At 63.3% G+C, this 23,972-nt stretch carries 16 protein-coding genes, 1 tRNA gene and 1 pseudogene; 8 read left to right on the top strand and 10 right to left on the bottom strand.

Features of this window, described 5'->3' with window-relative positions:
• Positions 1-48: 48 nt before the first annotated feature.
• Positions 49-1,418: pseudogene (locus tag ACEN9G_RS12190) on the top strand (IS3 family transposase).
• A gap of 69 nt (positions 1,419-1,487) precedes the next feature.
• On the opposite strand, the gene ACEN9G_RS12185 reads toward ACEN9G_RS12190, so the two are convergent.
• The 4 genes from ACEN9G_RS12185 to ACEN9G_RS12170 all read right to left on the bottom strand — a co-directional run bounded on the left by ACEN9G_RS12185 (position 1,488) and on the right by ACEN9G_RS12170 (position 8,033).
• Positions 1,488-3,116, bottom strand: coding sequence for a right-handed parallel beta-helix repeat-containing protein (locus ACEN9G_RS12185; RefSeq protein ID WP_413337634.1), 1,629 nt, complete (start codon positions 3,114-3,116; stop codon positions 1,488-1,490).
• A 616-nt stretch (positions 3,117-3,732) separates the two neighbouring features.
• Complete coding sequence (locus ACEN9G_RS12180; protein ID WP_413337633.1) at positions 3,733-5,586, bottom strand: right-handed parallel beta-helix repeat-containing protein; 1,854 nt, start codon at positions 5,584-5,586, stop codon at positions 3,733-3,735.
• A 393-nt stretch (positions 5,587-5,979) separates the two neighbouring features.
• The gene (locus ACEN9G_RS12175) at positions 5,980-7,086 is read right to left on the bottom strand and encodes a right-handed parallel beta-helix repeat-containing protein (RefSeq protein WP_413337632.1); all 1,107 of its coding nucleotides are present in this window, start codon (positions 7,084-7,086) and stop codon (positions 5,980-5,982) included.
• Positions 7,087-7,136: 50 nt separating this feature from the next.
• Positions 7,137-8,033 (bottom strand): c-type cytochrome, encoded by an 897-nt coding sequence (locus ACEN9G_RS12170; RefSeq protein WP_483126677.1) that lies wholly within the window; start codon positions 8,031-8,033, stop codon positions 7,137-7,139.
• Positions 8,034-8,225: 192 nt separating this feature from the next.
• On the opposite strand from ACEN9G_RS12170, the gene ACEN9G_RS12165 reads away from it, so the two are divergent.
• Positions 8,226-8,301 (top strand) — tRNA-Arg (locus tag ACEN9G_RS12165).
• A gap of 248 nt (positions 8,302-8,549) precedes the next feature.
• Here ACEN9G_RS12165 and ACEN9G_RS12160 read toward each other — a convergent pair.
• Positions 8,550-9,455, bottom strand: coding sequence for a TraB/GumN family protein (locus ACEN9G_RS12160; RefSeq protein ID WP_413341120.1), 906 nt, complete (start codon positions 9,453-9,455; stop codon positions 8,550-8,552).
• Between the two features lie 909 nt (positions 9,456-10,364).
• Here ACEN9G_RS12160 and ACEN9G_RS12155 point away from each other — a divergent pair.
• The 6 genes from ACEN9G_RS12155 to ACEN9G_RS12130 all read left to right on the top strand — a co-directional run bounded on the left by ACEN9G_RS12155 (position 10,365) and on the right by ACEN9G_RS12130 (position 19,513).
• Positions 10,365-11,297, top strand: coding sequence for a glycosyltransferase family 2 protein (locus ACEN9G_RS12155; RefSeq protein ID WP_495605544.1), 933 nt, complete (start codon positions 10,365-10,367; stop codon positions 11,295-11,297).
• A 332-nt stretch (positions 11,298-11,629) separates the two neighbouring features.
• On the top strand, positions 11,630-12,919 hold the full coding sequence (locus ACEN9G_RS12150; protein ID WP_413341117.1) for a nucleotide sugar dehydrogenase: 1,290 nt from the start codon (positions 11,630-11,632) through the stop codon (positions 12,917-12,919).
• Positions 12,920-13,181: 262 nt separating this feature from the next.
• Positions 13,182-14,564 carry a TIGR03013 family XrtA/PEP-CTERM system glycosyltransferase gene (locus tag ACEN9G_RS12145; RefSeq protein WP_413341115.1) on the top strand — a complete coding sequence of 461 codons (1,383 nt, stop codon included), beginning with the start codon at positions 13,182-13,184 and terminating at the stop codon, positions 14,562-14,564.
• Between the two features lie 31 nt (positions 14,565-14,595).
• The gene (prsK, locus tag ACEN9G_RS12140) at positions 14,596-16,698 is read left to right on the top strand and encodes an XrtA/PEP-CTERM system histidine kinase PrsK (RefSeq protein ID WP_483126675.1); all 2,103 of its coding nucleotides are present in this window, start codon (positions 14,596-14,598) and stop codon (positions 16,696-16,698) included.
• 11 nt (positions 16,699-16,709) lie between these two features.
• A complete protein-coding gene (prsR, locus tag ACEN9G_RS12135) occupies positions 16,710-18,071 on the top strand; it encodes a PEP-CTERM-box response regulator transcription factor (RefSeq protein ID WP_413341112.1) in 1,362 nt (453 codons plus the stop codon).
• Complete coding sequence (locus tag ACEN9G_RS12130) at positions 18,068-19,513, top strand: right-handed parallel beta-helix repeat-containing protein (RefSeq protein WP_483126673.1); 1,446 nt, start codon at positions 18,068-18,070, stop codon at positions 19,511-19,513. The genes prsR and ACEN9G_RS12130 overlap by 4 nt, the downstream gene beginning before the upstream one ends.
• Here ACEN9G_RS12130 and ACEN9G_RS12125 read toward each other — a convergent pair.
• From ACEN9G_RS12125 to ACEN9G_RS12105, 5 genes are read right to left on the bottom strand one after another with little or no spacing between them, the layout of a single operon-like run.
• Complete coding sequence (locus tag ACEN9G_RS12125) at positions 19,488-20,354, bottom strand: hydrolase 1, exosortase A system-associated (RefSeq protein WP_413342188.1); 867 nt, start codon at positions 20,352-20,354, stop codon at positions 19,488-19,490. The genes ACEN9G_RS12130 and ACEN9G_RS12125 overlap by 26 nt on opposite strands.
• Positions 20,344-21,207, bottom strand: a complete 864-nt coding sequence (locus ACEN9G_RS12120) for a hydrolase 2, exosortase A system-associated (protein ID WP_413342186.1) — start codon at positions 21,205-21,207, stop codon at positions 20,344-20,346. The genes ACEN9G_RS12125 and ACEN9G_RS12120 overlap by 11 nt, the downstream gene beginning before the upstream one ends.
• Positions 21,204-21,455, bottom strand: a complete 252-nt coding sequence (locus ACEN9G_RS12115) for an acyl carrier protein (RefSeq protein ID WP_036231460.1) — start codon at positions 21,453-21,455, stop codon at positions 21,204-21,206. The genes ACEN9G_RS12120 and ACEN9G_RS12115 overlap by 4 nt, the downstream gene beginning before the upstream one ends.
• Before the next feature lie 51 nt (positions 21,456-21,506).
• Positions 21,507-22,967 (bottom strand): oligosaccharide flippase family protein, encoded by a 1,461-nt coding sequence (locus ACEN9G_RS12110; RefSeq protein WP_413342183.1) that lies wholly within the window; start codon positions 22,965-22,967, stop codon positions 21,507-21,509.
• A gap of 36 nt (positions 22,968-23,003) precedes the next feature.
• On the bottom strand, positions 23,004-23,927 hold the full coding sequence (locus ACEN9G_RS12105; protein ID WP_413342181.1) for a hypothetical protein: 924 nt from the start codon (positions 23,925-23,927) through the stop codon (positions 23,004-23,006).
• Between the last annotated feature and the right edge of the window lie 45 nt (positions 23,928-23,972).

Raw genomic sequence — 23,972 nt, 5'->3', positions numbered from 1 at the left:
GATTGAACTAAACCCCAAAAGTTGGACACCAACTTTTGGGGTTTTTTCATGGCCAAGTACAGCGAGCAGTTCAAACTCGCCGTTGTCCAGGACTATCTAGCGGACACATCTGAAGGCTACCGTGCGATCGGAAGACGGCACGGGTTAAGTAGCCATGTCATTTTGCAGCGGTGGGTCGCGGCCTACCAGCTCCACGGCGGGGCAGGTTTGCGCAAGAAGTCCAGCGGATACAGCGCTGAGTACAAGCTGTCTGTGTTGCAGCACATGTGGGACAATCGGCTCTCGATTAATCAAACTGCCGCCAGATTCGATATTCGCAGTTATGCGATGGGTAGCATGTGGGAGCGTGCGTACCAGGAGGGCGGCATCGAGGCGTTGAAACCACGCCGTAGAGGAAGACCCAGGCCGATGACGGCGTCAGACACAAGTAAGCCGGATCAGGCTCCGGATGACGACAAGCGCAGCCGCGAGGATTTGCTGGCCGAGGTAAATCAACTGCGTATGGAGCTAGCTTACGTAAAAAAGTTGCAGGCCTTAGTTCAAGCCCGGCCAAAGCAAGCGCCGCGCAAAAAGCGCAAGTAGTGCAAGAACTAAGGCAGCAGTTCCCGATCGCCAGTTTGCTCCAGCTGGCGCAGCTCCCGCGCAGCACCTTCTATTATCAGCAGGGTTTGCTGCGACAGGAGGACAAGTACGGGAAGCTGAAAGAGACAATCAAAGCTGTCTTCTAACGCCACAAGGGACGTTATGGCTACCGACGCGTTACCGCCGCGATTCGCCAGTCAGGCAGTCCAGTCAACCATAAGCTCGTCCAGCGTTTGATGGGATTACTGGGGCTGAAATCGCTCGTGCGACCGAAGAAGTACCGCTCGTTCAAGGGCGAAGTGGGGCAAGCTGCGCCCAATGAACTGCAACGCCAATTCAAGGCTGATGCCGCCAATCGGAAGTGGGTGACGGACGTGACCGAGTTCAACGTCGCCGGCGAGAAGCTGTACCTCTCGCCCGTGCTGGACCTGTACAACGGCGAAATCATTTCCTTCGAAATGAACAAGCGTCCCGTCTTCGACATGGTGAGCTCAATGCTCAAGAAAGCCTTGGCCAAGCTGCAGCCTCATGAGAAGCCACTGCTTCACAGCGACCAGGGATGGCAGTATCGGATGCCGGCTTACCAGCATCAGCTTCGGGAGCGGGAACTCGTGCAGAGCATGTCGTGCAAAGGCAACTGCCATGACAACGCGGCCATGGAAAGCTTCTTCGGGGTGCTCAAGTCAGAGTTCTTCTACCTGAACAAATTCGACAGCGTCGATGCGTTACGGGATGGCCTGGTTGAGTACATCCATTATTACAATCACGACCGTATCAAACTCAAACTAAAAGGCCTGAGTCCTGTGCAATACAGAACTCAGGCCTTGGCTGCCTAGCAAACTAACCGTCCAACTTTACGGGGTCAGTTCATCGAAGCGGCCTTTTTCATGGTGCGGGTAAAGCGATTACTGCGTCACGCTCGAGTAGGAGCACGACTTGACCTGGCCGCGTGCCGGGTCGCCGAACACGGCGTTGGTGCACTTGACCGGACCGGTCACGACCTTCGAGGTGTAGATCGTGCTGGTGCCGTAGCGGACTTCACGCTTGCCGGTGAACGAGCAGGTGCCGTTTTCGGTGGCGCAGGCCGTGAAGGTCGGCGTGCCGGTCACCGGCGCGGCCGCCGTGGTCGTGCCGGCGTAGCTGCACGACTTGACAACGCCGCGGATCGGATCGCCGAACACGGCGGTCGTGCACGGGGTCGACGCGGTGATCATTTTCGACGTGTACACACCGTTCGCGCCGAAGCGGACTTCACGGGTGCCGCTGAACGCGCAGGTCGAGCCTTCGTTGCCGCACGCGGTCCAGGACGTGGTCGTCGTGGTCGGCGCGGTCAGCGATTCGTACGCGCCGATGTCGATCTGGCCGACCACCGGACGGGCTTCGCCCGCGGCGACAGCCTTGTACTGCGCGACAGCCTTCAGCGACACGCCCTTGGCCGACACGCCCGGATCCGAACCGGCATCGATCACCAGCGCGCTGCCGACCGGATGCAGGTCGTACGCGGCGCGGTTCGCGAAGCTCGGCGATGCCGAACGGTAGTTCGTCTTGTCGATCGTCGATCCCTGCGTGCTGAACGTGCCCACGCCGGCATAGATGTTGTTCTGGGCCACGGCCGGGGTCGGCACCTTGCCGCTGACGAACATGAACGTACCGCCGCTGCCCATGTCGTTCAGGAACGTGTTGTTGATGACGTACAGGTCGCTGCCGGCGTTGACCGCGCCTTCTTCACCGTAGGCCAGCATCGCCGGGTTCGAGTTCGATGCCGGTTGCTGGATGATGTTGCCGATGATGTAGGACGTACCGGCGTTCGGCAGGTCGATCTCGTACGACGGCTTGCCGGCGGCGGTGCTGCCCGTCTCGCCCGGGTTCAGGCTCGAGAAGCGGTTGTACGCGATCAGGTTGGTGTCCGCACGCGACTTCAGGTTGTGGCCGACGTTGGCGTCGTGCGAGAAGTTGTAGCGGAACGTCAGGCTCTTCACGTGGCCGATGTACAGGTTGTGCGACTGGCCGTCGCCTGCGCCGTTGTGGCCGAATTCGGTGTTCTCGATCACGACGTCGCTGTTCGCGTTGGCGTTCGCCAGGATACCGTTCTCGTTGTCGTGGATGAACGAGTTACGCAGCGTGAAACCGGCCGCTTCGAGGCGGAACGCGGCGCCGTTCGCGTCGGGCACTTTAGCGCCGTACATTTCGACGTTGTCCACGGTCAGGTTGTTGCCGTCGACGACCCAGATGCCTTTGCCACCGGCGTTCTTGCCGGCCGCATCGATCTTCGGACGGCCGTTGACGCCGCGGATGGTCAGGTTGTGGCGCAGGATGTAGCAGACATCGCCGCTATACGTGGTGTTGCCGGTGATTTCGATAACGTCGCCATCCTTGGCGGCGGCGATCGCGGCGCACGGCTTGGCGTAGGTCTTGCCCGGGCCAACCGACAGCGTCGCTGCGGATGCAGTGGTCACACCTGCGAACGCCATCAGGACGGCAACAGCCAGGTGCGATGCAGAGAATTGGGTGTTGCGCGATGCGGTTTGTTGCATGTCGATGTCCTCGTAAGCGATTGCCTGTCAGCAGTTGTGCCTGCTGGAAAGTTGCAGAATACGAGGTTTGAGATCGACGGTTTGTAACGAAGTGTAACCGAAAATAGCTGAACGGCAATCCTGAAAAGAGGCTAATTATTGTTCCTTTTAGCCTTATTTAGTAGAGCAAAAGAACATTTTGTGATCGCTTTTTCTAGTATCCAATGCAAGAAAAAGGAAGCCTGAAACGACTTTTTACGGTTTTTCCCTATGGAATGTAATTTCCGGTGGAAAATTTATCGACAGAGCCAGAGTGACAATATGCATATCTGACTGGCAAGTGCCGAGCTGACACCCGTGGTCGGAATGGCTACGAAAAAAAATTTTCGAAATCAAGTCGATGTTGCGTTCACGCCGCATTTTTTTTCGAAAAAATTTGTGCTGGTGACCAGCCCATTCGTGGACTGTACAGAAAAAGTTCAGTCCTGGAAACTATTTTATGAGTAAAAGTTGTATCTGGAGTAATTGCGGACTATTAATGCGACTTTGACGCCACAAACGGGCGCTGATCCGTTCGTTCCAAAACAAAAAACGCGGCACGAGGCCGCGTTTTTCGGAAGGGGACACGCCCCGCGAATTACTTGTAGCTGCAGGACTTGGCGATCCTGTAAGCCGGGTCACCGAAGACGGCGTTCGTGCAGGCAACCGGACCCGTCACGGTCTTCGTCACATAGTAGCCGTTGGCGCCGTAGCGGACCTGGTGGGTACCCGTGACCGAGCAGGTACCGCCTTCGGCCGCGCACGCCGTCCAGCCGGTATCGTTGGCGGCAGGTGCGGTCGGGGCCGGGGCCGGGGTCGTGGTCGAGGTGCCCGAGGTCGTGATCGTGTTGCTGGAGTAGCTGCAGGTCTTCAGCTGGCCTTTTGCCGGGTCGCCGAACACGGTATTCGCGCAGTAGATGGAACCCGTGAACGTCTTGGTCGAGAACGAGGTACCGGCGCCGTAGCGGACTTCGCGGGTGCCGCTGAACACGCAGGTGCCGCCTTCGCCGGAGCACGGGATCCACGACGGGCCCGTGGCCGCGGTCGCCGTCACGGTCGAGAGTGCGCTGGAATAGCTGCAGGTCTTGGCGACGCCGCGGATCGGATCGCCGAACACGGCGCTCGTGCACGCGGTCGAGCCGGTGACCACTTTCGACGTATAGATGCCGTTGGCACCGAAGCGGACTTCACGCGTACCGCTGAACGAGCAGGTCGAGCCTTCGTTGCCGCAGGCGGTCCAGGTCACGGGCGTGGTGTTCGCAGCGTCGCCCGTCACTTCATAGGCGCCGATGTCCAACTGGCCGGCCACCGGACGTGCTTCACCGGATGCAGTGGCTTTATATTGTGCGACCGGGGTCAGCGACACGCCCTTGGCCGACTTGCCCGGATCCGTACCGGCATTGATCACCAGCGCGCTGGCGGTCGGATGCAGGTCCCATTTGGCACGGTCGACGAAGCCCGGGGAGACCGAACGGTAGTTGTTCTTCACGATGGAGCTCGCCTGGGAGCTGAGGGTACCGATGCCGCCGAAGATATTGTTCTGGACCACCGCCGGGGTCGGGACCTTGCCGCTGACGAACAGGAACGTGCCGTCGCCGTACTCGTTCAGGATCGTGTTGTTGATGACGTACAGGTCGCTGCCGGCGTTGATCGCGCCTTCTTCGCCGTAGGCCACGATGGCCGGGTTCTGGTTGGCGGCCGGCTGGACGATGACGTTACCGATGATGTAGGACGTACCGGCGTTCGGCAGGTCGATCTCGTATGACGGCTGGCCGGTGGCGGTGCTGCCCGTTTCGCCCGGCGGCGTGCTCGAGAAGCGGCTGTACGCGATCATGTTGGTATCCGCGCGCGACTTCAGGTTGTGGCCGATGTTCGCATCATGCGAATAGCTGTAGCGGAACGTGAGGCTCTTCACGTGGCCGATGTACAGGTTGTGCGTCTGGCCGTCGCCGCGGCCGTTGTGGCCGAATTCCGTGTATTCGATCAGGATGTCGCTGTTCAGGTTGGCATTCGCCAGGATGCCGTTCTCGTTGTCGTGGATGAACGAATTACGCAGCGTAAAACCCGCGCCCTGCAGGCGGAACGCGGCGCCGTTGCCGTCCATGACCTTCGCGCCGTACATCTCGACGTTGTCGACCGTCAGGTTGTTGCCGTTGACGACCCAGATACCCTTGTCGGCCGCGTTCTTGCCGGCGGCGTCGATCTTCGGACGGCCGTTGACGCCGCGGATGGTCAGGTTGTGGCGGTTGATGCTGCAGGCGTCGCCGCTGTACGTGGTATTGCCGGTGATTTCGATGACGTCGCCGTCCTTGGCGACCGCGATGGCGGCGCAGGGTTTGGCATAGGTCTTGCCGGGGCCGACGGACAGCGTGGCTGCGGAAGCGGAGGTCACACCTGCGAAGGCCATCAGAATGGTGGCAGCCAGGAGTGAATGGTTACGCAAAGTGTGCATGAGATTCCTCGTAAAGTTTCTGTGCGGGAAGTAATTCCCAAGGGCAAGATGCAGAATACGAGGTTTACGATTCACCCTTTGTAACGGCGTGTAACAATAGTTGGTCAATTAAAAAGACCTGGAACAAAACGTTTGCCGCGTCGTTCAGCATTATGCATGCCAAAAATTCCATCTTGATGACTTCTTGAACATTTTATTCGGTCTTTCGGTGTTTGTGTTTCTTCAACCCAACTTTTATTCTCCCTATGAAACGCACGAGTTTCGGTAACCAGAGACCAATAGTTAAAAATTTATAAGAGGTCTTAGCGTTTAGGCACAACGCGGCCGCTTTCACTTTTTTGAGAAAAGTCAGCGGAAAAAACGCTTACGGAGGCGAAATGTTGCGTATAAGCGTCAGCGGCCGCCGGTGCCGCTCGTCCACGGATCCGCCGCCGGCCCCGCTTTCAGGACGACCCCGTTGACCAGCGGCCGCAGCGTGAAGCCGGCGCGGTCGATGAAGCCCGGTTTGTCCATGCGACGGTTGTCTTTCTGCACGGCGCTGCCCTGCGTGCTCACGGTGCCGGGACCGGCGAAGACATTGTTCTGGATTAGGGCAGGGGTCGATACCTTGCCGCTGATGAACAGGAACGTGCCGCTGCTGAAGTCGTTCAGGAAGGTGTTATTGATGACATACAGATCCTGGCCGGGATTCGTCGCCCCTTCTTCGCCATACGCCACGATGTTCGGATTGTCGTTGATGGCCGGCTGCTCGATCACGTTGCCGATGATGTAGGACGTACCGGCGTTCGGCAGGTCGATTTCGTACGACGGCTTGCCGCTCGCCGTGCTGCCGGGCTTGCCCGGGGGCGTGCTCGAGAAGCGGTTGTACGCGATCATGTTGAACATCGCGCGCGACTTGAGGTTGTGCCCGATGTTCGCGTCGTGTGAATAGTTGTAGCGGAAGGTCAGGCTTTTGGCGTTGCCGATGTACAGGTTGTGCGTCTGGCCGTCGCCGTGGCCGTTGTGGCCGAATTCGCTGTGTTCGATCACGACGTTGCTGTTGCGGTTCGCACCCATCAGGATGCCGTTTTCGTTGTCGTGGATGAAGGCCTGGCGCAGCGTGAAATTCGTGCCTTCCAGCCGCAGCGCCGCGCCGTTGCCGTCCATGACTTTCGAGCCCAGCATCTCCACGTTCTCGACCGTGATGTTGTTGCCGGTGACGACCCAGGTGCCCTTGTTGCCGAACTGGCGTCCGGCCGCGTCGATGACCGGCCGGCCCTGCACGCCGCGGATGGTCAGGTTGCTGCGGGCGATCGCACAGGTGTCGCCGCTGTACGTCCAGTCGCCGACGATCTCGATGGTGTCGCCATCCCTGGCGGCGGCGAAGGCCGCGCACGGCGCGACATAAGTCTTGCCCGGACCCACCGACAGCGTGGCGGCGCCCGCGGCGCCGGCCGTGGCCAGCAGTGCCGCGGCGAGGGACAGGCGGATGACGGGGGTGTACGACGGTGACACGTTCATTCCTTATCTCATTCATGAAAAAACCGTCCCGCAGGACGGTTTTTTTCGGCTTATTTCGCGGCCGCGACCATATAGTCCACGGCGGCTTTCACGTCGGCGTCGGGCGCTGTGGAACCGCCCTTCGGCGGCATCACGCCGGCCTTGCCCTGGAAGCCCTTGATGGCATGCTCGTACAGCGTATTCGTGCCTTGCGCGATGCGCGGTGCCCACGCGGCCTTGTCGCCGACCTTGGGTGCGCCGGCGATGCCCGCGGTATGGCAGGCCGTGCAGGCCGTATTGAACAGGGCCTTGCCGGCTTCGTTGTTGCCGGCGACGGCCGGCGTCGCGATCGCGCCTGCGGTAGGCGGGGTGCCCGGCGTTGCTGCCGGCTGGGCCGGGGCGGGTGCGGCGGCGGCTGCCGGTGCGGCTGCGGCCTGGGCCGGCGCCTGGGTGCCTGCCGCCGGGGCTTCCGGCTCCTTGAACTTGGCGCCCGACTGGTTGGTCATGTAGACCACGGCGCGGGCGACTTCGATGTCGTCGAGATCGGGATTGCCGCCCTTGGCCGGCATGGCGCGGATGCCTTGCACGGCGTGCTGGACGAGGGTGTCGTAGCCCTGCGCGATGCGGGCGCCCCAGGCACTTGCGTCGCCAGCCTTAGGCGCACCTGCTGCGCCCGAGCCATGGCAGGCGACGCAGGTGGCGTTATACACGGCCTGGCCCGATTGCAGCACCTTGGGCGCGTTCACGTCCTTGAACGCAAACCCTTCCTCGGCCACCGGGCGCACGCGCGTCGCGACGGCTTGCGCACTCTGGCTTTCGGACCCGGCGCCACCCAGGGGCTTGTTGGTGGCAAAGATCACCAGCAGGATGATGCCGATGACGATGACCAGGAAAAAACCAGCCACTGCGATGATCAGTTGCTTGGGGGTCCGGATAAAGGATTGGTGTTCGTTGTGCGCGTCGCTCATGATTTCCTTAATACAAATTAAAAAAACCTGCTTCTGCCCTGCGGAATACGTGGAATACTTATTTATATGCAATGCCGCCGGGCGATTATAGACCCAAAGACACTTGGTGGAAACGCAATTTCCCACTGGAGCGGCGCGTTGCCATAGACGACGCCCGGGAAAGACTGTATCCTTCGCATCGCCTCCTCCAGCGCGGCTGTAGCTCAGTGGATAGAGTATTGGCCTCCGAAGCCAAGGGTCGTGGGTTCGATCCCCGCCAGCCGCGCCACAATCCCTATAAAATTCAATCATTTACGTGCTGCGATACGCAGCAGTGTCGCGCATTGAATTCATTTCTTGGCATATTGAATGTGCCAAATTTGTGCCGGCGTCTCGTACGTTTCGAAACAAGTCACGGCACATCTAGGCAGACTCAGTGGCCGCGCTGCCCGTTCCAGCATGGCGGCATAGTGCACGAGCCGTGCATGGCAAGGCTGGCCAAGCCGAACTCGCTTGCTTCGGTCTGTAATATGGTCTTCATAAGCTACCCAGCGCGGAGCGCACGCGGTCGAACCAGGAAGGCGATAGGAATGTCGCACTGATGTCATTGGCCCCGCAGATACTGGTGACCGAAAAGCCTTGCTGGCGCAGCAGACTGATCAAACCAGGCTCGACCCGGGTGCCAACTCGTAGGTCGGGAAGGTGCAGCGCACCGACGATGACGAAGGTTCTGTGATGTTCGGAAATGGTTTTGGCGATGAGGGGAACCCAGGCATGGGTACGTTGCTTGATCATGATCTCAAAAGTACCCGAACTATAGTTTGTCTCCAGTCCCTTGTCCTGCAAGATCTGATCGCCAGGAGAAACCGGATCAATGGCACAGGGCGTCGGGCGGTCGACGCAGCGGACCTTTTCGTCAGTAACCTCCCCGGCGACGACTGCTAGTTTGCCAAGGGAGCCATACAACGGATCCGATTGCTTCAGGCGCAGCAGGCGCGAAACCTGCAGGGCTTTATCAGCAACGAAATCTGCTCGGTCAGCGGCACTCGCGCTGCAGAAGTGCGTTCGCCTGTCCCCGAGCGTATCTAGGCCAATCGTCTTTTTCGATGTCGTGTCCGTGCCACGCAGGCGGAAGGAAATGCCTGTTTCACTGACGACGTCATATGCCGGCCCGAGCGACGCTGTCGTAAACGTGTCCAACAACGTCAAAGTCAGGTATTCCGGCACGAGCGCCCAGCTTTCGAGCCAGTTTGGCACGTCAAGATGGCTATCCCGTGTCGCCTTAATCAGAGCGTCAAAGGCAAGATGCAAGCGCTGCGTGTGCAAACCCTTCGGATCGTCAAAGCAGGGCGCGCCGAGCGCGAACGATCCGTTCCGGAGCTGGTCCGGAACGAAATAAGTCTCCATTACGGCCACCTCCGCCACCGCGTAACTCGGTTTCACGACGGTCTCAAAGTAGTGATCGTTCTCAACTGGGGTACCGACGTGAGACTCGCCGACTAGCACGGCCTGTGTATTGCCTTTGCTGACTAGCCATGCGCGCGGCGCCGTGGCAGCAGCGGCAGCAGAAGTTGAGAGCAACGTGGCGAACACAGCGGCCAATACCGTATAGCTTCGAATGCAAGAGATCATCATAGTTTCGGACCCCAGTGAAGCGTTGGCCCCGGCAAAGACCAGGGCCAACTGCCGAAAATGCCGGCATTGATTACGGGAGATGACTTACCAAACTACTCAACGGTGGCGTGTCGTGGTGCTTCACTTTCCGCCTATGCAAGTGTTCGTCGTCACCGTAAACCCGCCGGTGGAGCTTTCCTGGAGGGAGCCGGGACCATCGCGACCAGCGGCGGAAACGCCGGGATTTGGCGTTGTGGTGCGGCTGAATATCCAGGACTTGTAGTAGTCACGGTCGACACGCCGCCGGCTCCGCAGCTACGGGGGCGTGATGGTGCCCCCGGCGCTGCTGCTACTTGGCACGCAAGATAAAGTTGCCTATTGACCCAGTTGGACAACGTTATGGCCAACATCGCGGATGGGCTGGCATTTGTCGTTCGAAAGTTCTAGCTGAGCTGTTAGTGTGCCAAGATTGTGCCAATAAAGATAATGTCTCGAATAAATATAGTGCTTATCTATGGCTATTTTTGGGCCTCCGAAGCCAAGGGTCGTGGGTTCGATCCCCGCCAGCCGCGCCATGCCTTCCTGTCTCCCCGCACACCGTAGTGCCCGTTTCCTTCCGAATTTGCTGCAAATGTGTCAACATCCGGCACTGCAGCCGATTTTCCAGCCATTTCAAAGAGGACGACGATGAGCGCCAAGGTTTTTGTGGTGATAGTGACCTACAACGGATCCAAGTGGGTGACCCCGTGCTTTTCCAGCCTGCGCAAGTCGACCGTGCCGCTGCACACGATCGTCATCGACAACGGATCGAAGGACGACACCCTGGCGCGCATCGCGGCCGAGTATCCGGAAGTGGAGGTCGTCGCTACCGGAACGAACCACGGGTTTGGCAAGGCCAACAACATTGGCATGGAAATGGCGTACCAGCGCGGCGCGGACTATGTCTTCCTGCTCAATCAGGATGCCTGGATCGATCCGGACGCGGTGCAAAAACTCGTCGAGGCGCACCAGCGGCATCCCGCCTATGGCGTCATCAGCCCGATGCACCTGAACGGCGCCGGCGACGGCCTCGATTACGGCTTTTCGAACTACATCGCGCCGAACAAATGCCGGGGCCTGTACTCGGATCTCTTCCTCGGCCGCATCAAGGACGTGTACGACGTCGGTTTCGTGAATGCCGCCGCCTGGCTGGTGACGCGCGCATGCCTGGAACAGGTGGGCGGCTTCAGCCCGTCGTTCTTCCACTACGGCGAGGATGACAATTACACGCAGCGCCTGCAGTTCCACAAACTGAAACTGGGCGTCCTGCCCACGTCGCGTATCTATCACGACCGCGAACAGCGCCCGCCCAGCAAATTCTTCGAATCGGGCGAAACCTTCCGGCGCGAAGTCATCGCGCGCAGCTCGAACCCGAACACGCATTTCTCCTTCGGCCGGGAATGGGTGTCCGTGTTCGCCCACCTCGGCTATGCGCTGGCGCGCGTGAACATGCAGGACGTCAAGCTGCAGCTGGCCAAGATCCGCCTGCTGGCCGGCATCGACAAGGCGGCCATCGCCGCCAACCGCGAGCGTAGCAGGACCGGCCGCGCCGCCTTCCTCGATCTCGACGCAGGCAATGTCACCGCCTACCCGAAAGACATAACATTACGACAAGTTACGAGCGCTCAATAACCGCGCTTACAACACTCCGGGACGTAAGGACAAGGTATTGCTTGCCTGTTTAGACCGCAGCCACTTATTCTGCTGTTCTCGGAACGTTTCGATTCATGCGCACGGTATGTCTTGTTGCTAACTTGTAATCGATAAAATGTTATTATCTCATCAGCACGGCGGTGAGGATTCGTGAAAATTCGATGGGCTCCCACGATGTGAACGTTGGTCTGCAAACGACGATGGCACAAGGCGCCGTTGTCGGCAAGGCGAGTTGACTCGTCGAGCGGGCAGACGTTTTTCCGTGCTGACTCAAAGTTATCGTAATAGCAACCAAGCGGAACGGAATCAATATGAAGCCAGACGAGGTCATCGCAGTAGTGGGATTGGGTTATGTAGGTTTGCCGCTGGCTGTCGAGTTCGGCAAGCTCGGCCCGACGATCGGTTTCGATTTGTCGACGACAAAGGTCGAGAGCTACAAGAAATTTGTCGATCCCGCCGGTGAGGTGTCGACTGAGCAATTGCGTTCGGCGCGCCACCTGAGCGTCACTACCGACCCGGCCGCGCTGGCCAAGGCCGATTACATCCTGATCGGCGTTCCGACCCCCGTCGACATCGCCCACGTGCCCGACTTCGCGCCGCTGATCAGCGCCAGCGAGACCGTCGGCAAGCACATGAAGCGCGGTGCGATCGTCATCTATGAATCGACCGTGTATCCGGGCGCGACCGAGGAAGTCTGCATCCCCGTCCTGGAAAAATTCTCCGGCATGAAGTGGAAGGATGGCTTCCACGTCGGCTTCTCGCCCGAGCGCATCAACCCGGGCGACAAGGAACACACGCTGACCAACGTGATGAAAGTGGTGTCCGGCGACGACGCGGAGACGCTGGAACGCGTGGCGGCCATGTACGAGACCGTCGTCAAGGCCGGCGTGCATCGCGCGTCCAGCCTGAAGGTCGCGGAAGCGGCCAAGGTCATCGAAAACACCCAGCGCGACCTGAACATCGCGCTGATGAACGAACTGGCGATCATCTTCGACAAGATCGGCATCGATACGCTGGAAGTGCTGAAGGCCGCCGGCACGAAATGGAACTTCCTGCCGTTCCGCCCGGGCCTGGTGGGCGGCCACTGCATCGGCGTCGACCCCTACTACCTGACGCACAAGGCCGAGATGATCGGCTACCACCCGCAGGTGATCCTGGCGGGGCGCCGCATCAACGACGGCATGGCCAAGTTCGTGGCCGAAAAGACCGTCAAATCGATGATCTCGGCGGGCTTCCACGTCAAGGGTTCGAAAGTCAACGTGATCGGCCTGACGTTCAAGGAAAATTGCCCGGACCTGCGCAATTCCAAAGTCGCGGACATTGTGTACGAGCTACAGTCTTACGGTGTCGAAGTGCACGTGCACGACCCGGTGGCCGAAGCGGACGAAGCGCAGCATGAATACGGCATCGCACTGGAGCGCTGGGAAGACCTGCCGAAGGGGGATGCCCTCATCGTTGCGGTGCCGCACAAGGAAGTGCTGGCGCGTTCGCTGACGGATTTCCAGTCCAAGCTGAACGACGGCGGCTGCTTCGTCGACGTCAAGGCCCAGTTCGATCCGAACGGGATCCGCGAGGCTGGCTACTGCCTCTGGCGTCTGTAATGTATCGCCGGCATCCGCAGCTGCAGATGCCGTGACTATTCGATGGGTCGTGCCGAGGGCAGGCCGCTTGGACCCCCGAGCCTTGCCGTTTTGCATGTGATGATGACAATGACAGTTCCAGGCTATTTCCGGCCTTGTTTTATTTCCTTGAGTCAAGAACTTTTGGGAACGCGCACGCGTATCCCGGCTCGACTATTGGTTGTGCAAATCAGCAATAACAGCTACACCGGAGGCAATTGTGCTTAGGATTTCTAATCACTATGTGTCGAAGATCGTATTCGTCCTTCTGTTCGTCGAAGTGTTGGTGCTGCTTGGCGCAGCCTACATCGGCGCGACGGTGCGGTTCATGGAACTGGGCCAGAACGCGTCCCTGCCCAACCTCGACCATCACTTCTTTACATCCGCCATCGCATTCACCGCCGCGATCATCTTCAGCATGAGCGCCATGGGCATGTACCAGCTCGACTTCAACGAAGGCCTGCGCCATCCGTTCTTCATGAAGCTGATGCCCTCGTTCCTGATGGGCTTCCTGATCCTGACGCTGGTGTTCTACGTGGCGCCCGACCTGTATTTCGGCCGCGGCATCATGGCGCTCGTGTTCGGCATCGCCGCGGGAGGCATCTTCCTGGCGCGCATGGTGTTCTTCAAGTCGTCCGAGCTGCGCTTCCTGGAAACCCGCATCCTGTTCCTGGGCAGCGGCCCGCTCGCCAAGGAATGCAGCGACCTGGCGATGCAGAGCACCAGCTACCACCGCTACAACATCGCCGGCTTCGTGCCGACGCCGACCGAGGAATTGTGCGTGCCGGGGACCAGCCTGCTGAAGTCGCGCGAGGGCGAATCGCTCGTCGCGCTGGCGCGCCAGTACAACGTCGAGGAAATCGTCGTCTCCGTGCAGAACCGCCGCGGCGGCTTCCCCATCAAGGATCTGCTCGAGTGCAAGCTGCAGGGCTTCAAGGTCACCGACGCCGCGACCTTCTTCGAGCGCGAGACCTGCCAGATCCGCGTCGATTCGCTGCAGCCGTCGTGGCTCGTGTTCGGCGGCGGCTTCGACCAGAGCTTTGTGCGCACGTTCATGAAGCGCAGCTTCGACATCGTCTGCAGCCTGATCATCATGGTGCTGACGCTTCCGCTGATGCTGCTGGCGGCGCTGGCCGTCAAGCTGGAAGACGGCGGTCCCGTGTTCTATTCCCAGGAACGGGTCGGCAAGGACGGCGCCGCGTTCTTCGTCCACAAATTCCGCAGCATGCGCACCGACGCGGAAAAGGGCGGCAAGCCGCAATGGGCGCAGCAGAACGACCCGCGCATCACGCGCGTCGGCAATTTCATGCGCAAGACGCGTATCGACGAGCTGCCGCAGGTGCTCAACGTGCTCAAGGGCGACATGTCGTTCGTGGGTCCGCGCCCGGAGCGCCAGTACTTCGTCGACCAGCTGATCGAAGTGGTCCCGTATTACAACGTGCGCCACAGCGTCAAGCCGGGCATCACCGGCTGGGCCCAGGTGCGCTACGGCTACGGTTCCTCGGCCGAGGACGCGCTGCAGAAGCTGCAGTACGACCTGTACTACGTGAAGAACAACAGCCTGTTCCTGGACGTCCTGATCCTGATCGACACCCTGAAGGTCGTCCTGTTCCGCAGCGGACGCTGATGTTCCCTGCGGCCGCATCGTGCCCAGTAACGTGATCAATATCGCTGCTTCCTGCTACGCACTGGCCGCCATCGGCTTCCTCGCACTGGGCCTGTCGGTCCTGTCGGGCTGGCACGGCCGCGTCCAGCGCGGCACGCTGAGCGCCGCCTGCCTGGCGACGGCCGCGTGGGCTGCGGCGCTGGGCGTGGATGCCGCCCGGGAGATCCTGTGGAACACGGGCACGGCCGCGCTCGAGGTGCTGCGCGACGGCACCTGGTCGCTGTTCCTCGTGGCCCTGCTCGGCGACTGGCGCAGCGACGCGGACAGCCAGCCGGCGCGCCTGATCCTCGGCCGCTTCCCCGCGCCGCGCGCGGGACTGCTGGCGGCGGGCTGCGTCTATCTGCTGCTGCTGACCGGCGTCGGCGTCGCCCACTGGGACAACGACCTCCTGCCCGTGCTCGGGCTGCCGCTCCTGATCGGCTATGTCGGCCTGTCCGTGTACGGCATGCTGCTCGTCGAGCAGGTCTACCGCAACAAGACCATCGAAGAGCGCTGGGCGATCAAGTTCGCCTGCCTGGGCATCGGCGGCATGTTCGCCTACGACTTCTACATGTACAGCAATGCGCTGCTGTTCCGCAAACTGAGCGCGGACCTGTGGACGGCGCGCGGTTTCGTCAACGCGCTGACCGTGCCGCTGATCGCGCTGTCGATCACGCGGCGCAAGTCGTGGACGACGTCGTTCGCCGTGTCGCGCCGCGTCGTCTTCCATTCGGCCGCGTTGTTCGGTTCCGCGATCTACCTGCTGGCCATGGGCACGGTCGGCTACTACCTGCGCTACGTGGGCGGCAGCTGGGGCACGGTGATGCAGACGGGCTTCCTGTTCGGCGCCATCTCCCTGCTGGGCGTGATCCTGTTCTCCGGCACGGCGCGCTCCTGGCTGAAGGTCTCGATCAGCAAGCACTTCTACCGCTACAACTACGATTACCGCGAAGAGTGGATGCGCTTTACGCGCACGCTGTCCGAGCGCGGCCCGAACCTGGGCGAGCGCGCGATCCAGGCGCTGGCCGTGCTCGTCGAAAGCCCCGGCGGCACCTTGTGGCAGCGCGATGCCGGCGGCCGCTTCACGGCGATGGCGGGCTGGCCGACGGTCGACACCCACGTGAGCGAGCCGGCCAACGCGCCGTTCTGCCGCTTCCTGGAGAGCACGCAGTGGGTCGTCGATGTCGACGAATACGTCGAGCGCCCCGACAAATACGAAGGTCTCGCCTTGCCCGGCTGGCTGCTGGACTCCCCGCGCCGCTGGCTCGTCGTGCCGTTGATGCTGCAGGAAAAACTGTTCGGCTTCGTCGTGCTGCAGCGCGCGCGCAGCCCGGTGAAACTGAACTGGGAAATCATCGACCTGCTGGAGATCGCCGGCAGCCAGGCCGCCAGCTACCTCGCGCAGGAAGACGCCGCCAACGCGCTGATGGTGGCGCGCCAGTTCGAGTCGTTCAACCGCATGTCGACGTTCGTCGTGCACGACCTGAAGAACCTCGTCGCCCAGCTGTCGCTGATGAACGCGAACGCGGAGAAGCACAAGGACAACCCCGAATTCCAGCGCGACATGCTGGAGACGCTGAACCACTCCGTGCAGAAAATGAAGCTGCTGCTGCAGAAGCTGTCGCGCAGCGAGAATGCCGACAAGCCGCAGCCGCTGGCCGTCGACGACGTCGTGCGCCAGGCGCTCGCCCTCAAGAGCGCGTTCGAGCCGCATCCGCAACTGCTCGTCGAGCAGGCGGGCCTGTGCGTGCTGGCCGACCGCGAGCGCCTGGAGCGCGTGCTGGGCCACCTGATCCAGAACGCGATCGAGGCGACGCCGCGCGACGGCAACGTGATGGTCCGCGTGGCCCTGCCCGCCGACGGGCGCGAGAGCGCCGTCGAGGTCGAGATCACGGACACCGGCGAAGGCATGACGGAAGAATTCATCCGCGAGCGCCTGTTCAAGCCATTCGACTCCACCAAGTCGGCCGGCATGGGCATCGGCGTGTTCGAAAGCCGCGAATACATCACCGAGCTGGGCGGGACGCTGGACGTGACCAGCCAACCCCGACTCGGTACCACGTTCAAGGTCGTCCTGCCGCTGCACCGCGTCGCGGCCGCCGCGACGATCGCCTGAAAGAAGACACCATGACCCAACAAAAACCCAAGCTGTTGATCATCGAAGACGATCCGGGCCTGCAGAAACAGCTGCGCTGGAGCCTGGACGCGTACGACGTGGTAGTGGCCGGCGACCGCGAGGCGGCGCTGGCGCAGATCCGCCGCCACGAGCCGGCCGTCTGCACGATGGACCTCGGCCTGCCGCCCGATCCGGACGGCTCCACCGAAGGCCTGGCCACCTTGCAGCAGATCCTGGCGCTGGCGCCGGACACGCGCGTGATCGTCCTGACGGGCAACCAGGACCATGCCAACGCCGTCAAGGCGATCGGCATGGGCGCCTACGATTTCCACCAGAAGCCGGTCGATCCGGAAGTGTTGAACCTCGTGATCCAGCGCGCCTTCTTCCTGCATAACCTGCAGGAGGAAAACCGCCGCATGCAGCAGTCGCAGGCCGACTCGCCGCTGGCCGGCGTGATCTCGCGCGACCCGGGCATGTCGAAAGTCTGCCGCACCATCGAGAAGGTGGCGCCGACGTCCGCGTCCGTCATGCTGCTGGGCGAATCCGGTACCGGCAAGGAGGTGCTGGCACGCGCCATCCATGCGCTGTCGCCGCGCGCAAAGGAGCGCTTCATGGCGATCAACTGCGCGGCGATTCCGGAAAACCTGCTCGAGAGCGAGTTGTTCGGCTACGAGAAGGGCGCCTTCACGGGCGCCGCCAAGCAGACCAAGGGCAAGGTGGAGCTGGCCCACGGCGGCACGTTCTTCCTCGACGAAGTCGGCGACCTGCCGATGGCGCTGCAGGCCAAGCTGCTGCGCTTCCTGCAGGAGCGCGTGATCGAGCGTATCGGCGGCCATGACGAGATCCCCGTCGACGTGCGCATCGTCTGCGCGACGCACCAGAAGCTGAAGGACTTGTGCGCGCAGGGCCGCTTCCGCGAAGACCTGTATTACCGCCTGTCCGAAATCGTCGTGACGATCCCGCCGCTGCGCCAGCGCGAGGGCGATGCGGCGCTGCTGGCCCATCACTTCAAGAACAAGTTCTGCGCGCAGGAATCGCGCGCGTCGCTGCACTTCGCGCCGGACGCGCTGGCCGCGATCGAAGCCTACCAGTGGCCCGGCAACGTGCGCGAGATGGAAAACTGCATCAAGCGCGCCGTCATCATGGCCGACGGAAACACGATCGTCGCCGACGATCTCGGCCTGCCCGACACGGGTGCCGAGGAAGAGCCGTTGAACCTGCGCCAGGTGCGCGACGAAGCCGAGTACAAGGCCATCGCCCGCGCGCTCGCGCGCACGGACGGGAACATCGTCAAGGCGTCCGAGATGCTGGGCGTCAGCCGGCCCACCTTGTACGACCTGATGGGACGCCACGGCATCAAGGCCAGCGCGTGACGGCGGCCAGGCTGGCGCGCCGCGGCCTGCTGGCGGCGGGCGTACTTGCCGCCGTGGCGGGCGGCGTGCTGCTGGCCGCCATCGACCACGTCGGACGCGCGCCGCGCACGCTCGCGCCGTACATCGAAAAACGCAGCAGCGGCCACAATCCGCTCATCGAGAACACGGGCCGCCGCGTCGCCGCCATCCTGACGTCGCTCGACCGCGGCAGCGCCGCCGCGCCGCCCGCGCGGCTGGCGCTCGCGGCCGGCGCCCAGCCGCGGCCCGTCGGGCAGGACGGCGCCGGCATCCAGGTCGCCACGCCCGAGGCCTTGCGCGCGGCGCTCCTGCAGGCGTCTCCGGGCGACCTCATCACGCTGGCGCCGGGCACCTACCGGTTCCAGGGCAAGAGCATCGACGTACCGCGCCCCGGCCGGGCCGATGCGCCCATCGTCGTGCGCGCGGCGCAGCCGGGCACCGTGCACATCGAACTCGAGACGCTCGAGGGCTTCGTCGTCGGCGCGCCGTACTGGCGCTTCGAAAACCTGAACATCGACGGCGTGTGCCGGGCCGACGACGACTGCGAACACGCCTTCCACGTCATCGGCAACGGCCACCACTTCGCGAGCGTCAACAACACGATCCGCGACTTCAACGCGCACATCAAGATCAACGGCGCCGGCGGCCGCTTTCCGGACGACGGCCTGATCGAACACACGACCCTCACCGCCACGCGCGCGCGCGCGACCGCCAATCCGGTGACGCCCGTCGACCTCGTGGCGGCCAGCGGCTGGACGCTGCGCGCGAACCTGATCACCGACTTCGCCAAGCGCGACGGCAACCAGGTCAGCTACGGCGCGTTCGCCAAGGGCGGCGGCAGGAACAACGTCTTCGAGCGTAACGTCGTGTGGTGCGAACAGATGCTGCGCGGCCTGCCGGGACAGCGCGTGGGCCTGTCGCTGGGCGGCGGCGGCACCGGGCACGAATTCTGCCGCGACGGTCGCTGCATCACGGAACAGGAGGGCGGCACCCTGCGCGCCAACCTGATCGTCGGCTGTTCCGATGCGGGCATCTACCTGAACAAAGCGGCGGGGAGCAAGGTCTTCGACAACACGCTCGTCGACACGACCGGCATCGACGTGCGCTACCCGGCCAGCAGTGCCCAGGTGGACGGGAACCTCGTCGACGGTCCGATCCGCGCGCGCGACGGCGGCATCGTGCACCTGGGCGACAATCGTGAGGCGCCGCTGTGGCGCGCCTACCTGGGCAGCCATCCCGTGCGCGGCCTGTTCCGCGCGCCCGAGACCGGCGATTTCGCCTGGCGCGACGACGCGCCGCTGCGCGCCGAGGCGGATGCGGGAGAACGGCCGGCGGACGCGCTCGACCTGTGCGGCACGCGCCGCGGCGCGCCTGCCGTGTACGGGGCCTTCGCCCGCTTTACGGCGTGCCTGGCAACGCCTTGACCCATTCGCGGGTCCACTCGGCCACCTGGTCGCGCCACGCGCGGCGCGAGAACGTGTGGTCGGCCTCCTCGAGGCGGTGCCACGTCACGCGCGGCGTGGCCAGGAGGCGTTTCCAGGCCGGCGTCGAACCGGCCACGTCGCAGAATTCGCGGCCCGTCAGGTCGGCGCCGCCGATCACGAGCAGGGTGTCGCCCTTGAACCCGTGCAGGCCCTGGCGCATGCGCTCGGGCAGCGACGCCGGTTCGTCTTCCGACGCCGGGCGCCCCGCCGGTCGGCTTGAAAGCGCGGTGCGCACGAGTTTCAGCATCGACGACAGCGAGCCCGCGTAATCGAACTGTCCGCGCGCCAGCTTGCGCCAGAATTCCGGGTTGCGCAGGCGGTCGCGGTAATGGTGTTTCAACGTCGTGCGGGCGACGCCGTCGTCCGTGCGCACCCAGGGATTCAGCAGCACGAGCCCCCGTACGCGCGCATCGTCCGGCGCATACATCGCGGCCGCGGACGCGCCGTCGCACAGGCCCCACAGCACGATGTCGGTGAGACCAGGCACGGCTTCGACGAAGGCGTCGAGCGCGGCGCGGATGTCGTCCTGGATCGCTTCGAAATCGCGTTCCTCGCCGTCGCTGTCGCCCATGCCGCGGTAATCGAAGCGCATCGCGGCGATGCCGTGCGTGGCGAGATGGCGCGCCAGCAGGACGAACTGGCGGTGGCTGCCGATGCGGTATTGCGGACCGCCGACGACGATCAGCACGCCGCGCGTACACGCCTGCGCCGGCACGGACGCGATCCCGACCAGCGCCGCGTCGCCGCAGCGGAACGACAGGGCGCGTTCGTCATACGACATGGGCGCGCTCCAGGGTGGCGTCGGCGGTCGCGTCGAGCAGGGCCGGACAGGTCGAGATGGCGGTCGTGGCCCAGAACGGCGCGCCTGTCACCGTGTGCACGTGCAGTTGTGTGCCGCGTGCTTCCCAGGCCGCCTTGACGCGCGCCGCGGCCGGTCCCGGCGCCTGCCCAGGTGCGCCGAGCACCTCGAACCAGTGCACGGGTACGGGCGGCAGCATCGCGTCGGGCGCGGGCAGGGCGTCGATGGCGAGCGCCAGTTCGGGCGTGAGATCGTAGCCCGCGATTTCCAGCGTTTCCCCGGCCTGCAGCGCGGCACGCAGCGCCTTCGTGCCGCTCTGCGCGGCCGCGTCTTCTCCCAGCATCGCGTTCGCGGTGCGCAGGCGCAGGAACTGGGTCAGGTACGTGGATCCCGCGGCCACCGGCTGCCACAGCAGCATGGGCGCGAGCGGGACGTCCGATGTGCGCGCATGGTCGAGCGCAAAGTCGAGCGCAAGCAAGGCGCCGAGGCGCAGGCCCCACAGCGTGAGCGGGGCGTCGACGCGCGCGCGCAGCCAGGCGGCGCCCGTGTCCAGGTCCTGCTTCCACAGGTCCCAGCGGGCGTCTGCGAAGTCGCCGGCGCTGTCGCCGGTGCCGAGCAAATCGATCTGCAGCACGCCAACCCCGTGCGCGGCCAGGCGGCGCGCGCCGAGGGCGGCCATGCGGCGGGTGCGGTTGAGTTCTTCGGCGAACGGCGGCACGTACAGGACGGCGCCGCGGCAGGGGCCCGCGGGCCGGTGGAACAGGCAGAAGCGCCGGTCCGCGCCGCTGCCGAGGAAGAACGGTTCCGTGTCCACCTCGGCCCGGTCCGGTGTCATTCGGCGCGTTTCGCGGCCACGAAGTCGGCCAGGCTGCCCAGGGTTTCGAAGGTGCTGGCGCTCAGGTCGTCGTCGTCGATGGCGATGCCGAAGCGCTCTTCGAGGGCGCCGATCAGGCTGACGACGGCCATCGAGTCGAGTTCGGGCAGGCTGCCCAGCAGGGGAGAGTCGGCATTGAGGCGCTGGCCGGCATCGCCCAGGCTCAGCACGTCGATCAGGGTCGCTTTGACTTCGTCGAGATACGTCATGATGGTCATTCGGTTCAGTAAGCGCCACGCCACGAGAGGGCGAGCGGTCGATTATACATTCGGGCGCAACAGGGCCAGCCGGGCTTTCAACGGTGCGGCCAGGCGGTGCACTTCGCCCACCAGTTCGTGGCGCGTGGCGCGCAGCAGGAGGTACCAGGCCAGGGCCAGCGGCAGCATCATCACGAGCAGCCGCGCCATGGCCGGGATGGACGCCGGCAGCAGCGCCGCCAGCAGCCAGGCGACGGCGCCGGTGCCCGCCGCCACGACGGCGCTGGGCAGCAGGGCGCGGAACATCATCGCGGTCGTGAGGCCGAAATACCGGCTCTGCTGGATCGCGGTGACGGGGGCGCTGGCGACCGTTGCGAAGAACAGCGCCCAGGCGAATCCGTTCAGGCTGCCGTCGAACAGCAGCACGCCGAACAGGATGCGGGTCGCCAGGGTGACGACGACCGGGAACGCGCTCAGGTACGGCTTGCCGATCGCGGTCACCGCCATCGGGATGTAGTTGAAGGCGAGCGTCACGACGGCGGCCAGCACGAGCGGCAGGATCGCCGGCACGCACTCGATCCATTTGGCGCCGTACAGCGCGACGACGACGTCCTGGCCCAGCACGGCCGTCAACGCCAGCGCGGTCCAGCCGACGCCCGTCAGCAGCAAGGTGGAACGGGCGAGGATCGGCGCCAGCGATTCGCCCTTGTGATACGTCTGGGCCAGATACGGGACGGCGCCGTAGTTCATCGTCGAACCGGCCACGTAGCTGAAGATCGACACCGTGGAATTCGCCCGGCTCAACAGGCCCACGTGGCGCGCCGAGCCCAGTTTGCCGAGCAGGATATCGGGAATCGAGTTGTTCAGCGTCGTCGCGCAGTTCGTCACGAGCGAGCCGACGCCGAAGTGCGCCACGCTCTTCCAGTGGCGGAAGCCCGGCAGCCACGGCATGCCTTTCGGGCGCAGCGGCACGTAGGCGATGCCGCAGGCGACGATGTTGATCAGGTTACCCCAGGCCATCGACATGGCGCCGTGGCCCATCTCGCCGAGGATCAGCGTGCTGGCGCAGAAGCACACGGTGCCGACGACGTGGACGACGGCCTGTTTCTCGGCCTCGTAGTGACGGGCGAGCAGGGCGCCCGTGACGGTGCCGAACGGGATGAACACGAAGCCGATGGCCAGCACGCGCATCACCGGCACGATGCCCGGTTCCTTGAACCACGTGCCGAGCCAGCCGCTGGCCGCGAACAGGGCGGCCGCGATGACCCACGACGTCGTGAACACGACGCCGGTCGCCGAGCGGATCTTGTCGTTGTCGAGATCCGGTTCGCGCTGCAGGTAATAGCTGACGCCGAAGTCGCGGAACACCTGGGCGAAATTCACGAACACGACCGTCATCGAATAGATGCCGATCTCGCTCGGGCTCAGGATCCGCGCCAGCAGGATGCTGACGATGAACTGCAGGACCTTGGTGCCCGACGTCGCGAAGAAATTAATGACCAGCGAACGACGCAAATCTGCCATGACAACGCAACCGGGGAGAGAAAAACGCGCCGGGTATCAGGCCGGCGCGTTGGAGATCAGGTGGATGGCCTGGCGCGACGTCGTCTTGTACTTGTTATTGATGAAGCGCATCGGTCCGATGAAGTGGAAGAACGCCGTCTCCGCCGTGGCGCAGTCGGGCGTGCCGTATTTCGGGAACGGCAGCGATTTCGCGGCGAACGCGTTCGCCACCAGGTAGTTCGAGGTCACCTGTTCGGTACCCCAGCGTTTCCAGTCCTCGCCCAGCTTGCCCGTCATGCGGCGCGAGAAGTCGAGCAGGTTGTCGCGCATCGTCGTCGACGGCGGGAACCCCGTGAAGCCGGAGCAGCCGCGCACGTAGCGCGCATCGCCCGGCAGGCCGACGTTGGCCATCTCGGCTTCCGACAGGGTCTGGATGTGCGCGCCCGGCTTCACCTTCGGCAGCGCGTGGGCGCGTACCGCGTCCAGCGGGCGGATCGGCGTGTCCGGGATTTCGCCCAGCACGAAGCCGGCGCCGGTCTGGATGGCCTGCAGCACTTCCGGGATCGGCTGCATGGTCAGCGTATCGGCATCGAGCTGGATGACGTAGCTGTCCAGCGCATAGCCGGAAATCGCGAACAGGCGCTCCCAGGTGCCGCCGCGCGGGATGTCCGGATGCGTGAATTCGCCCGCCTCGCGCAGGATCACGTGCGGCAGGTGGTGCTTCAGCACGGCGCGGTCGGTCTCGTCGATCGACGGATCGCACACGACCACGATGCGGGACGGATTCAGGAAATGGGTAAACGACTTGACCGCGACCAGGTAGGAATGGACGTCGCGCTGGTGCACCATCGACAGCAGCGTAAAGGGCAGGTCGCCGCGCTTGACGGGGCGGGTGTCCAGGATCTGGCGTGCGACTTTCTGGTACTGCCATCGGAAATAGTCTCGCCTGACGCGCTGGACCACCCTCTCGACTAAAGACATTCCTCGGGACTCCCTTTTCTGCTGATCGAATTCAAAGCGGTTGCG

Source organism: Massilia sp. Masssp94 (assembly GCF_059491305.1).
The sequence above is the reverse complement of the archived record's forward strand: the minus strand, read 5'-3'. Positions and strand labels throughout refer to the sequence as shown.

Excerpts from the sequence above, each read along its gene's own strand:
- ACEN9G_RS12185 (WP_413337634.1), bottom strand. The coding sequence starts at position 3,116 with ATGCAACAAACCGCATCGCGCAACACCCAATTCTCTGCATCGCACCTG.
- ACEN9G_RS12180 (WP_413337633.1), bottom strand. The coding sequence starts at position 5,586 with ATGCACACTTTGCGTAACCATTCACTCCTGGCTGCCACCATTCTGATG.
- ACEN9G_RS12175 (WP_413337632.1), bottom strand. The coding sequence starts at position 7,086 with ATGAACGTGTCACCGTCGTACACCCCCGTCATCCGCCTGTCCCTCGCC.
- ACEN9G_RS12170 (WP_483126677.1), bottom strand. The coding sequence starts at position 8,033 with ATGAGCGACGCGCACAACGAACACCAATCCTTTATCCGGACCCCCAAG.
- ACEN9G_RS12150 (WP_413341117.1), top strand. The coding sequence starts at position 11,630 with ATGAAGCCAGACGAGGTCATCGCAGTAGTGGGATTGGGTTATGTAGGT.
- prsR (WP_413341112.1), top strand. The coding sequence starts at position 16,710 with ATGACCCAACAAAAACCCAAGCTGTTGATCATCGAAGACGATCCGGGC.
- ACEN9G_RS12125 (WP_413342188.1), bottom strand. The coding sequence starts at position 20,354 with ATGTCGTATGACGAACGCGCCCTGTCGTTCCGCTGCGGCGACGCGGCG.
- ACEN9G_RS12120 (WP_413342186.1), bottom strand. The coding sequence starts at position 21,207 with ATGACACCGGACCGGGCCGAGGTGGACACGGAACCGTTCTTCCTCGGC.
- ACEN9G_RS12115 (WP_036231460.1), bottom strand. The coding sequence starts at position 21,455 with ATGACGTATCTCGACGAAGTCAAAGCGACCCTGATCGACGTGCTGAGC.
- ACEN9G_RS12110 (WP_413342183.1), bottom strand. The coding sequence starts at position 22,967 with ATGGCAGATTTGCGTCGTTCGCTGGTCATTAATTTCTTCGCGACGTCG.
- ACEN9G_RS12105 (WP_413342181.1), bottom strand. The coding sequence starts at position 23,927 with ATGTCTTTAGTCGAGAGGGTGGTCCAGCGCGTCAGGCGAGACTATTTC.